Origin of the sequence: Streptomyces sp. NBC_00158 (genome assembly GCF_045160885.1) — a bacterium.
In the GTDB taxonomy this organism is placed as follows: Bacteria; Actinomycetota; Actinomycetes; order Streptomycetales; family Streptomycetaceae; genus Streptomyces.
Genome location: NZ_CP108161.1, coordinates 1675800 through 1687655, shown reverse-complemented (window position 1 = coordinate 1687655; position 11856 = coordinate 1675800). Strand labels below are relative to the sequence as shown.

The following is an 11856-nucleotide window of genomic DNA, read 5'->3' as shown; positions in this document are numbered from 1 at the left end:
CTTACGATAAGGCGTCAATTGCGCAGGTGGCACCGATCACCCTTTCGTGTGCTTTTCACCAAAGACCTCAAGGGTCATGGAGGCGCAGCCGACAAAGGATTCGTGAGTACCCTTGCGCACACCATGATGACCGCCGCCCGCCATGCCGACACCGGCCTCGCCGGCTCGGGCGAACTCGACCGCTACCCCTACGCGGAGGCCGCCGGCCCCGACCGGGTCGGACCACCCCACTGGGACGGCGCCGACGTCGAGTTGAGCCGCGTCGGACGCCGGGCGGCCGGCAGTCGCGGCCGTGGCCTGCACGGCCAACTCGTCCAGCAGCTCGGTCAGATGATCGTCTCCGGCGACCTCGGCGCGGACCGTCCGCTGGTCCCCGAGGAGATCGGCCAGCGCTTCGAGGTCTCCCGCACCGTCGTCCGCGAGTCGCTGCGGGTCCTGGAGGCCAAGGGCCTCGTCAGCGCCCGTCCCAACGTGGGCACCCGGGTCCGGCCGGTCGCCGACTGGAACCTCCTCGACCCCGACATCATCGAGTGGCGCGCCTTCGGCCCCCAGCGCGACGACCAGCGCCGCGAGCTCAACGAGCTCCGCTGGACCATCGAGCCGCTGGCCGCCCGCCTCGCCGCCGGCCACGACCGCCCCGACGTCCAGCAGCGCCTCTCCGACATGGTCGAGATCATGGGCCACGCCCTCGGCCAGGGCGACGCGATCACCTTCGCCCGCGCCGACCACGAATTCCACGCGCTCCTGATCCAGATCGCGGGCAACCGCATGCTGGAGCACCTCTCGGGCATCGTCTCCGCCGCCCTCCAGGTCTCCGGCAGCCCCATCACCTCCTGCGACCGCCCCAGCGAGACCTGCGTGGCCCACCACGCGCGGATGGTGGAGGCCCTGGCCTCCGGCGACGGCGCGGGTGCCGAGAGCGCCATGCGCCAGCTCCTGACGGTGCATCCGGAGGTCGAGCGCGTGGTCCCCGCCCCGCGCGAGCACTGACGCTCCGACGCACGGGGGCGTGGGAGCGCACCACCGGTCGCCGGGCCCGTTCGGGCCCGGCGACAGCGGCGTGCGGGCTCCGCGCGCGGGACCCTCGCGGGCGGCCCCCGGCGCGTGCGCACGACCGCGGTACCGGCCCGGCCGCACATGCGGTGTGACGCAGGCCACCACGGGGTGCACTCGGGACACGAAGATTGGGCGTAACGCTCCGCGACGTCACGCGATGACCTAAGAGGTGATGGCCGACGGAGGGAAGACAGCAGCCCTTGGGGATGCTGTGCAGCTCCCCGGCCCCTGCCCGCGCCCCCGGCCCATCCCCAGTCGGTGGTCGTCGGCTCCGGTCCAGCACCAGGCCGGGGTCGGAAGCCGTTCCCATCGTTCCGAGAGGTTGTTCGTGTCGGCCAGCACATCCCGTACGCTCCCGCCGGAGATCGCCGATTCCGAGTCTGTGATGGCGCTCATCGAGCGGGGCAAGGCCGAGGGGCAGATCGCCGGCGATGACGTGCGTCGGGCCTTCGAGGCTGACCAGATTCCTGCGACCCAGTGGAAGAATGTCCTGCGCAGCCTCAACCAGATCCTCGAGGAAGAGGGTGTGACGCTGATGGTCAGTGCCGCGGAGTCGCCCAAGCGCACCCCACGCAAGAGCGTCGCAGCGAAGACTCCCGCGAAGCGGACGGCGACGAAGACCGTCGCGGCCAAGACGGCGGCCGCCCCGGCAGTGGCCGACACCGTGGCGGAGGCGGGGGCGGCGGACCCCGACACCACCGGCGTGCTCGCCGCGGAGCCCGCAGCCGAGCCCGCCGCGAAGAAGACCGCGGCCAAGAAGACGGCGGCCAAGAAGGCCGCACCCGCCAAGAAGGCCGCCGCGAAGAAGACGGCGGCGAAGAAGACCTCGGCCAAGAAGGACGCCGACGCGGGCGACGAGGAGGCTCCCGAAGAGGGCCCCGACGCCGCGAAGGCGGAGGGCGAGGAAGAGGAAGAGGCCGGCGAGAACAAGGGCTTCGTCATCTCCGACGACGAGGACGACGCCCCCGCCCAGCAGGTCGTCGTGGCCGGTGCCACCGCCGACCCGGTCAAGGACTACCTCAAGCAGATCGGCAAGGTCCCCCTCCTCAACGCCGAGCAGGAGGTCGAGCTCGCCAAGCGCATCGAGGCGGGCCTCTTCGCCGAGGACAAGCTGGCGAACTCCGACAAGCTGGCCCCCAAGCTCAAGCGCGAGCTGGAGATCATCGCCGAGGACGGCCGCCGCGCCAAGAACCACCTGCTGGAGGCCAACCTCCGCCTCGTCGTCTCCCTCGCCAAGCGCTACACCGGCCGCGGCATGCTCTTCCTGGACCTGATCCAGGAGGGCAACCTGGGTCTGATCCGCGCGGTCGAGAAGTTCGACTACACCAAGGGCTACAAGTTCTCCACGTACGCGACCTGGTGGATCCGGCAGGCGATCACCCGGGCCATGGCCGACCAGGCCCGCACCATCCGCATCCCGGTGCACATGGTCGAAGTGATCAACAAGCTCGCCCGCGTGCAGCGCCAGATGCTCCAGGACCTGGGCCGCGAGCCCACCCCGGAAGAGCTGGCCAAGGAACTCGACATGACCCCCGAGAAGGTCATCGAGGTCCAGAAGTACGGCCGCGAGCCGATCTCCCTGCACACCCCGCTCGGCGAGGACGGCGACAGCGAGTTCGGTGACCTCATCGAGGACTCCGAGGCGGTCGTCCCGGCCGACGCCGTGAGCTTCACGCTCCTGCAAGAGCAGCTCCACTCCGTGCTCGACACGCTGAGCGAGCGCGAGGCGGGCGTGGTCTCGATGCGCTTCGGCCTGACCGACGGGCAGCCGAAGACCCTCGACGAGATCGGCAAGGTCTACGGGGTCACCCGTGAGCGCATCCGCCAGATCGAGTCCAAGACCATGTCGAAGCTGCGCCACCCGTCGCGTTCGCAGGTCCTGCGCGACTACCTGGACTGAGGCGGGTCCGCCTGGACTGACCGGGCCCGGACCGGGCGTCCGCCCTGGACCGAGCCGGTCCGCGGAGGACCGGACCGGCGCGCGCCGGGCCGGGTCCGGGGTCGCTCCCGCCCCCGGACCCGGCCGGATCCGCCCGACCGGGTCTTGAGCGTACGCCCGGCGGTCCTGGACCGCCCTTCGAGGGCCGCGGCCCGCTCCCGGTCCGGGCCGGGGCCGCAGGTGCGCATGTTCCCGGGCCATCCCACTCTGGGTGTAATCGAGCACACTCAGAGTCAGGAGGCCTCATGCGTCGTCCCTTCGCCCGTGCCCTGGCGGGCGCTCTGACCCTGGTGGCGGGAGCGGCGGCGGTGCCGCTGGCCCAGGCGCCCAGGGTGTCCGCGGACAGCGTCGTCATAGGCGGGAGCCCGGTACGGGTCGCGGACAGTCCCTGGGTGGTGGCCCTCGCCAGTCGTGACCGGTTCGGAGGTATCCGTGACGGGCAGTTCTGCGGCGGGGTCATCGTCGCCCCGACCACCGTGGTGACGGCCGCCCACTGCCTCGGCCGCCAGGTACTCGGCGGGCCGGTCGAATCCGTCGCCGACTTCCGCGTGATCACCGGACGTACGGAGCTCCGCGCGCCCGAGGGCCGGGAGATCGCGGTGGCCGGGGCCCGGGTCAACCCCGCCTACGACCCCGGGACCAATGCCGGGGACCTCGCCGTGCTGGAGCTGGCCGAAGCGGTGCCGGCGGACCACGTGCTCCCCATGGCCGGGGCGGGCCACGCCGCGTACGGGGCGGGCACCGAGGCGGCCGTGTACGGGTGGGGGGACACCAGCGGCTTCGGCGACTACGCGTACGGGCTGCGGGCGGCGCGGGTCACCGTACTGGCCGATGAGGTCTGCCACCGGGCGTACCCGGGGGACTCCGACGGTCAGTACCGGGAGGACTCCATGGTGTGCGCGGGCGACCGCTCGGGCGGGAAGGACGCCTGCCAGGGGGACAGCGGCGGGCCGCTGGTGGCGCAGGGGCGGCTCATCGGGCTGGTGTCCTGGGGGCGCGGCTGCGGGCGCGCCGACAGCCCGGGGGTGTACACGCGGATCGCACCGTTGGTCGACTTCGTGAACGGCTCCGAGAAGCGCGCACGGCCGAGCGGGGTCTAGGGCACCGCACGGAGCGCCCGGAGGGGCTCCAGGTGCCCGGCAGGCCCCGGGAAGGGGCATCCGGGCCGCCGGGGACGGTGCCCGGAGGGAAGGCGCCGGGTCGCACCGGGCGCCCGGTGACATGAGGACGGGCGGCACCCCTGGATCTCAGGGGTGCCGCCCGTCGACCGGCCTGGCCGGTCCTGGCTCGTCGGATGCGAGGTTCAGGCCTTGTGTCAGCGGTCCTCGTCGGCCGCGCCGGCGGCCGGAGCGGACGTAAGCCGCTCGGTCTCATCCTGTATTTCCGCGGCGATCTTCTTGAGTTCCGGCTCGAACTTACGCCCGTGGTGGGCGCAGAAGAGCAGTTCACCACCGCTCAGGAGGACGACGCGCAGATATGCCTGGGCGCCGCAACGGTCGCATCGGTCAGCGGCCGTCAGCGGGGTCGCGGGTGTCAGAACAGTAGTCACGTCGCCTCTTCTCTAGCTCGACGAGCTGTCGTACCAGGGTCAACATCCAACCAGGCCGAAAACGTTCCCGCTCGCGGCTTTTCCTCGAAACTTCCTTCCGAAGCTGGCCGGCTGCTGCCGGTTGGCGGCGAAGGAGCCGTATTGCATTGCTTTACGGTTTCGCGTTGTCAGTCGTTCGCTTGTAGCAGTTCTCGTCCTCCCCGGCTGAGTGCCGGTTGTTCATGAGGACGTGCCCGAACCCTAAATGGTTCATGCGTCGAAGGGAACGTGATGTTTGCTTCACCCCCACGGGGGATCGAACACCCGTGCGGATCTGCACTAGGCTGTGGAACCCACGAGGGTGGCGTTGCATCGGCTCTACCAGGCCTCGGTACCCTTCGACCGGCGACCCAGCCACCCCTGCGCCCGACCGGGCCAGAAAAGAAATTCAGCGAGGAGCGAACTGCGTGACCGCCGACACGTCCGTGCCTTCCAGCGCGCTGCTGTCCGGAGCAGACCGGGACGGTTCCAACTACACCGCGCGGCACCTGCTCGTCCTCGAAGGCCTCGAGGCCGTCCGCAAGCGCCCCGGCATGTATATCGGCTCCACCGACAGCCGAGGCCTGATGCACTGCCTCTGGGAGATCATCGACAACTCCGTCGACGAGGCCCTGGGCGGCTACTGCGACCACATCGAGGTGATCCTCCACGACGACGCCTCGGTCGAGGTCCGGGACAACGGCCGCGGCATCCCGGTCGACGTCGAGCCCAAGACCGGCCTGTCCGGCGTCGAGGTCGTCATGACCAAGCTGCACGCCGGCGGCAAGTTCGGCGGGGGCTCCTACGCGGCCTCCGGCGGCCTGCACGGCGTCGGCGCCTCCGTGGTCAACGCCCTCTCCGCCCGCCTGGACGTCGAGGTCGACCGGAACAGCTCCACGCACGCCATCAGCTTCCGCCGCGGCGTCCCCGGCGCCTTCACCGAGCAGGGCCCCGAGAGCCCCTTCGACCCGGCGAACGGCCTGCGCAAGGCCAAGCGGATCGCCAAGGGCAAGACGGGCACCCGGATCCGCTACTGGGCCGACCGGCAGATCTTCCTCAAGGACGCCCGGCTCTCCCTGGAGAACCTGTACCAGCGCGCCCGCCAGACGGCCTTCCTCGTCCCCGGCCTGACCATCGTCGTCCGCGACGAGCGCGGCATCGACGGCGCGGGCAAGACCGAGGAGACCTTCCGCTTCGACGGGGGCATCAGCGAGTTCTGCGAGTACCTCGCCCAGGACAAGGCCGTCTGCGACGTGCTGCGGCTGACCGGTACCGGCACCTTCAAGGAGACCGTCCCGGTCCTCGACGACCGCGGCCACATGACCCCCACCGAGGTCACCCGCGAGCTCGGCGTGGACATCGCCCTGCGCTGGGGTACGGGGTACGAGACCGGCGTCAGGTCCTTCGTGAACATCATCGCCACCCCCAAGGGCGGCACCCACGTCTCCGGATTCGAACGCTCGGTCACCAAGACCGTGAACGAGGTGCTGCGCTCCGCGAAGCTCCTGCGCGTCGCCGAGGACGACGTGGTGAAGGACGACGCCATGGAGGGCATGACGGCGGTCGTGACCGTCCGCCTCGCCGAGCCGCAGTTCGAGGGCCAGACCAAGGAGGTGCTCGGCACCTCCGCGGCCACCAGGATCGTGGCCGCAGTCGTCGCCAAGGAGCTCAAGGCCTTCCTGACCTCCACCAAGCGCGACGACAAGCAGCAGGCCCGCGCCGTGATGGAGAAGATCGTCGCGGCCGCCCGGACCCGGATCGCGGCCCGTCAGCACAAGGAGGCGCAGCGCCGCAAGACCGCGCTGGAGTCCTCCTCGCTGCCGGCCAAGCTGGCCGACTGCCGCAGCGACGACGTGGACCGCAGCGAGCTCTTCATCGTCGAGGGGGACTCCGCCCTCGGTACGGCCAAGCTCGCGCGGAACTCCGAGTTCCAGGCGCTGCTGCCGATCCGGGGCAAGATCCTCAACGTCCAGAAGTCCTCGGTCTCGGACATGCTCAAGAACGCCGAGTGCGGCGCGATCATCCAGGTCATAGGAGCCGGCTCCGGCCGTACCTTCGACATCGACGCCGCCCGCTACGGGAAGATCGTCCTCCTCGTCGACGCCGACGTCGACGGCGCGCACATCCGCTGCCTGCTGCTCACGCTCTTCCAGCGGTACATGCGCCCGATGGTCGAGGCGGGCCGGGTCTTCGCGGCCGTGCCGCCGCTGCACCGGATCGAGCTGGTCCAGCCCAAGAAGGGCCAGGACAAGTACGTCTACACGTATTCGGACAACGAGCTGCGCCAGACCCTGCTGGAGTACCAGCGCAAGAACATCCGGTACAAGGACGCCATCCAGCGCTACAAGGGCCTCGGCGAGATGGACGCGGACCAGCTGGCGGAGACCACCATGGACCCCCGCCACCGCACCCTGCGGCGGATCAACATCGGCGACCTGGACTCGGCCGAGCAGGTCTTCGACCTGCTCATGGGCAACGAGGTGGCCCCGCGCAAGGAGTTCATCACCGGCTCCGCGGCCACCCTGGACCGCTCGCGCATCGACGCCTGACCCCTGCGCGGTACCGGCCCTCCACGGCCGGTACCGCGGATGCGGAAACGGCGTTCCGGCACACCGGTGCCGCTCGCTCCATCACCTGAAGGGGTGAAGCACACCGGTACATCAGTCCGGAAACCGACCATCCGGCACATCCTTGTGGGCACGCGGCCAATGCGGCGGCGGACAAGGAGAGTTCGGTGGACAAGCACGAAGGTCGTGATGCCGGAACGATCCGGCTGGACGACCCCTGGTACGACGCACTGGCCGTGGGCTGGGGCGAGGGCGAGGACCCGGTCCCGGCCCAGGTCGCCCCGGCCGCCGGAGGCCGGGCGGCGCCCGGCGCGTCCGAGATCTACCTCGAGGTGCAGCGCAGCGCCGCCTTCCAGGAGGTCCGCGGCCGCTACCGCAGGTTCGTCGTCCCCGCGACCGCCGGTTTCCTCCTCTGGTACGTCGCGTACGTGGTCGCCGCCACCGCGGCGCCGGGGCTGATGGCCCGGCCCGTGGCCGGCGCGGTCAACGTGGCCCTGCTGGCCGGCCTCGGGCAGTTCCTCAGCACCTTCCTGCTGACCTGGGCGTACGCCAGGCACGCGCGGCTGCGCCGGGACCGGGCCGCGCTCGACCTGCGCTGGACGGTGTTCGAGCAGGAGCGCGTGCAGGAACGCGCGCAGGGCCGGGCGTCCCTCCGCGAGCAGGAGCGCGGCCGGCCGCGGACGGTCCGGGGGGAGGGGGCGTGACCACCGAGCACCAGACCCTCGCGCTGATCCTCTTCAGCGCCTTCATCGCGGTCACCCTCGGCATCACCACCTGGGTCAGCCGCAACCGGCACGGCTCGGCCGAGGAGTTCTACGCGGGCGGGCGGCTCTTCTCTCCGATGGAGAACGGTTTCGCCATCGCCGGCGACTACATGTCCGCAGCCTCCTTCCTGGGGATCTCCGGGCTGATCGCCCTCTTCGGATACGACGGCCTGCTCTACTCCGTGGGCTTCCTCGTCGCCTGGCTGGTGGTCCTCTTCCTGGTCGCGGAACTGGTGCGCAACTGCGGGCGTTTCACCCTCGCCGACGTGGTGGCCGCCCGGATGAGCGAGCGGCCCGTCCGGATCGCCGCGGGTACGTCGTCGGTGGTCGTCTCCGTGCTCTACCTGGTCGCGCAGATGGTCGGTGCGGGCAGCCTGGTGGGTCTGCTGCTCTCGGACTCGGGCCCCGCCGCCCGGACCCTGACCGTGATCGGGGTCGGGGCGCTGATGGTGGTCTACGTGACCTTCGGCGGGATGCGGGCGACCACCTGGATCCAGATCGTCAAGGCGGTGCTGCTGATGGGCGGGGCCGTCGCCCTGACCGTGCTGGTGCTGCTCCGCTTCCACGGGAACCTCGACCAGCTGCTCACCGGCGCCGCCGAGCGCAGCGGGCACGGGGCGCGCTTCCTGAGCCCCGGCCTCAAGTACGGCGGCGACTGGACCGCCCGCGTCGACTTCATGAGCCTCGGCCTGGCGCTGGTCCTGGGCACCGCCGGGCTGCCGCACATCCTGTCGCGTTTCTACACCGTGCCGACCGCGCGGGCCGCCCGCCGGTCGGTGGTGTGGGCGATCGCGCTGATCGGGGGCTTCTACCTGATGACCGTCGTCCTCGGCTTCGGGGCGGCCGCGCTGGTGGGGCCCGACGAGGTGCGGGCCTCGAACGCGTCCGGGAACACGGCCGTACCGCTGCTGGCGGCCTTCCTGGGCGGGGGTGCGGAGTCCACCGGGGGCGCGGTGCTGTTCGCGATCGTGGCCGCCATCGCCTTCGCGACGATCCTCGCGGTGGTCGCCGGGATCACCCTGGCCTCCTCGGCCTCCGTCGCGCACGACCTGTACGCCTCCCTCAGGCGCCGGCACGCCCGGCAGCGCAGCGAGGTGGCCGTGGCGCGGATCGCGGCCGTCGGGATCGGGGCGGTGGCCATCGCCCTGGGGCTGCTCGCGCAGGACCTGAACGTGGCCTTCCTGGTGGGGCTGGCCTTCGCCGTGGCGGCCTCGGCCAACCTGCCGGTGCTGCTGTACTCGCTGTTCTGGCGAGGCTTCACCACGCGGGGGGCGGTCTGGTCGGTGTACGGGGGGCTGGTTCCGGCGGTGCTGCTGGTGGTCCTCTCGCCCGTCGTGTCCGGGAGTCCCGAATCCCTCTTCCCGGGCGCGGACTTCCAGTACTTCCCGCTCCAGAACCCGGGCATCGTCTCGATCCCGCTCGGCTTCCTGGCGGGCTGGCTGGGCACCGTCACCTCCGCGGAGGAGGCGGACGAGCGCAAGCACGCCGAGACGGAGGTCCGCTCCCTGACGGGGGCCGGCGCGGTGTGACGCGGTCCGCCGGGCTAGCCGGGGGAGTCCGACGGGCGCCAGGCGTAGCGGTGTTCGGGGCGGCCGGTCTCGCCGTAGCGCAGGGCGAGGGTGACGCGGCCGGCCCGGTCCAGGAGCTTCAGGTACCGCTGGGCGGTCTGCCGGCTGATGCCGGCTCGGTCGGCGATCTGCTGGGTGGACAGGGGGCCTTCGGCGGCGCGCAGTACCCCACGGACCAGCTCGGCGGTGGTGGGGGAGTGCCCTTTGGGCAGTTCGTTCGGAGTGCCGGCCGCGGCGAGGGCGCCGAAGATCCGGTCGACCTCGGCCTGTTCGGCCTCGCCGCCCCCGGAGAGGGAGCGGCGCAGGGAGGCGTAGGCCTCCAGCTTGGCGCGCAGCCCGGCGAAGGTGAACGGCTTGACCAGGTACTGGAGGGCGCCGAGCCGCATGGCCGCCTGGACGGTGGCCAGGTCCCGGGCGGCCGTGACCATGATCACGTCGGTGTGGTGGCCGAGCTGGCGCAGGCGGCGCACCAGGTCGAGGCCGTTCTCGTCCGGGAGGTAGTGGTCGAGGAGGACCAGGTCCACCGGCCGGGCGGTGAGGAAGTCCAGGGCCTCGGCCGCCGAATGGACCTCGCCGCAGACCAGGAACCCGGGAACCTTCGCCACGTACGCCGCGTTGATCCTGGCAACACGCACGTCGTCGTCGACGACCAATACGTGGATCGGGGTCTCGCTCATCGCAGGGCCTCCGGGAGCACGACGGAGAACTCCGCCCCTCCGTCCTCTGCCGCCCCGGCCCGGGCGCTTCCGCCCTGCCGCTCCGCGAGGCGGCGTACGAGGGCCAGCCCCAGCCCTCGCTCGCGGTGGGCCGCGGGCTGCTTGGTCGACCAGCCCTCGGTGAAGATCTCCTCGTGCCGGCCGGCGGGGATCCCCGGACCGCTGTCGCGCACCCGCAGCACGGCGGTGCGCCCCTGCGCGCGGATGTCGACCTCGACCAGGGGCGCGGCCGAGCCGGCCGCCGCGTCCAGGGCGTTGTCCACGAGGTTGCCGAGGACCGTCACGAGGCCGCCCGGGTCCACCAGGCGGTCGGGGAGGAGTGCGGCGGGCGCGAGGCGCAGCGCGACGCCGCGTTCGGCGGCGACGGTGGCCTTGCCCACGAGCAGGGCCGCGAGCAGGGGGTCGTGGACCTTCTCGGTGATCTGCTCGGCCGTGGTGCGGTGGACTCCGACGACCTCGTTGACGAAGTCGACCGCTTCCTCGTGCAGGCCCAGTTCGAGCAGGCCGAGGAGGGTGTGGAGGCGGTTCGCGTGCTCGTGGTCCTGGGCGCGCAGGGCGTCGATCAGGCCCTTGGTGGAGTCCAGCTCGCGGCCCAGGCGCTCCAGCTCGGTGCGGTCGCGCAGGGTGGCGACGGCTCCGCCGTCGGCGGTCGGCATCCGGTTGGCGACCAGGACCCGGGGGCCCTGGACGGTGAGCAGGTCCCGGCCGGTGACCCGGCCGGTCAGGACGTCGCTGGTGCGGCCGGTGCCGAGGACCTCGTCCAGCGGGCGGCCGGCGAGGGTGGCGGCGCTGTCCGGGGGAAGGCCCAGCAGCCGGGCGGCCTCGTCGTTGACGAGCCGCACCCGGTCGTCCGGGTCGAGGGCGATCACGCCTTCGCGGATGGAGTGCAGCATGGCCTCGCGTTCCGCGAGGAGGCCCGCGATATCGGAGAAGGCCAGGTCGTGGGTCTGCCGCTGGATCCGCCGGGAGAGGAGGTAGGCGGCGAGCGCACCGGCCGCCAGGGCGCCGCCGGCGTAGGCGAGCAGTCCGGGGATGGCCGCGATCAGCCGGTCGCGGACGTTGTCGTAGGCGATGCCGACCGAGACGGCGCCGACGACCTCCCCGTCGGCGGCGACCAGGGGGACCTTGCCCCTGGCGGAGCGGCCCAGGGTGCCCTCGTCGATCTCCATCACCTCGTGGCCGGCGAGCACGTCGCTCGGGTCGGTGGAGACGGGCTCGCCGATCCGGTCGGGGCTGGGGTGGGAGCGGCGGATCCCGTGGAGGTCGAGGACCACCACGTACTCGGCGCCGGTCGCCCTGCGGATCCGCTCGGCCGCGGACTGCACGGGGCTGTCCGCCGCCGGCCGCGACCGCAGCAGGTCGGCGGCCAGGGACGGGTCCGCGGCCGTGCTCTGGGCGATGGCCAGGGCCCGCCGCATCGCCTGGTCGTCCAGCTGGCCGCTCAGGGGGGCCAGGAAGAGCCCGGTCGCCAGGACGGCGACACCGGCCGCGATGGCCAGCTGGGTCAGCAGGATCTGCGAGACGGCCCGTCTGGGCAGCCCGAGGCGCCGAGCGCCCGTGGGGAGGAACCGCATGACTAGCACCGTAGGTCGGTGGGGGCGGAAGCGGAATTTCCCCCGTCTATGAGAAGCCCCACCCGGAGCGGCCGTCGCGGGCGGCGGTGCACGGGCGCCGCGGCC

General features: G+C 71.9%; 9 protein-coding genes. 6 read left to right on the top strand and 3 right to left on the bottom strand.

The window, feature by feature from the left end:
- Window positions 1-48: 48 nt before the first annotated feature.
- From OG553_RS07490 to OG553_RS07480, 3 genes are all read left to right on the top strand, one after another.
- Complete coding sequence (locus OG553_RS07490) at window positions 49-990, top strand: FadR/GntR family transcriptional regulator (protein WP_405978242.1); 942 nt, start codon at window positions 49-51, stop codon at window positions 988-990.
- A gap of 394 nt (window positions 991-1384) precedes the next feature.
- Window positions 1385-2956, top strand: a complete 1572-nt coding sequence (locus tag OG553_RS07485) for an RNA polymerase sigma factor (RefSeq protein WP_405978241.1) — start codon at window positions 1385-1387, stop codon at window positions 2954-2956.
- Between the two features lie 284 nt (window positions 2957-3240).
- Entirely contained in the window at window positions 3241-4095 is an 855-nt protein-coding gene (locus tag OG553_RS07480) for a serine protease (protein WP_405978240.1), read from the top strand.
- A gap of 215 nt (window positions 4096-4310) precedes the next feature.
- On the opposite strand, the gene OG553_RS07475 is transcribed toward OG553_RS07480, so the two are convergent.
- On the bottom strand, window positions 4311-4544 hold the full coding sequence (locus OG553_RS07475; protein WP_361598799.1) for a hypothetical protein: 234 nt from the start codon (window positions 4542-4544) through the stop codon (window positions 4311-4313).
- 446 nt (window positions 4545-4990) lie between these two features.
- Between OG553_RS07475 and OG553_RS07470 the strand changes: the two genes are divergently transcribed.
- The 3 genes from OG553_RS07470 to OG553_RS07460 all read left to right on the top strand — a co-directional run bounded on the left by OG553_RS07470 (window position 4991) and on the right by OG553_RS07460 (window position 9422).
- Window positions 4991-7111: a type IIA DNA topoisomerase subunit B gene (locus OG553_RS07470; RefSeq protein WP_405978239.1), complete on the top strand. Its 2121-nt coding sequence runs from the start codon at window positions 4991-4993 to the stop codon at window positions 7109-7111.
- Window positions 7112-7296: 185 nt separating this feature from the next.
- Window positions 7297-7833 carry a DUF485 domain-containing protein gene (locus tag OG553_RS07465; RefSeq protein ID WP_405978238.1) on the top strand — a complete coding sequence of 179 codons (537 nt, stop codon included), beginning with the start codon at window positions 7297-7299 and terminating at the stop codon, window positions 7831-7833.
- On the top strand, window positions 7830-9422 hold the full coding sequence (locus tag OG553_RS07460; RefSeq protein ID WP_405978237.1) for a cation acetate symporter: 1593 nt from the start codon (window positions 7830-7832) through the stop codon (window positions 9420-9422). The genes OG553_RS07465 and OG553_RS07460 overlap by 4 nt, the downstream gene beginning before the upstream one ends.
- Before the next feature lie 14 nt (window positions 9423-9436).
- Here the strand turns inward: OG553_RS07460 and OG553_RS07455 are convergent, their stop codons facing one another.
- Window positions 9437-10138 (bottom strand): response regulator, encoded by a 702-nt coding sequence (locus OG553_RS07455; protein ID WP_405978236.1) that lies wholly within the window; start codon window positions 10136-10138, stop codon window positions 9437-9439.
- Window positions 10135-11751 (bottom strand): ATP-binding protein, encoded by a 1617-nt coding sequence (locus tag OG553_RS07450; RefSeq protein WP_405978235.1) that lies wholly within the window; start codon window positions 11749-11751, stop codon window positions 10135-10137. The genes OG553_RS07455 and OG553_RS07450 overlap by 4 nt, the downstream gene beginning before the upstream one ends.
- Between the last annotated feature and the right edge of the window lie 105 nt (window positions 11752-11856).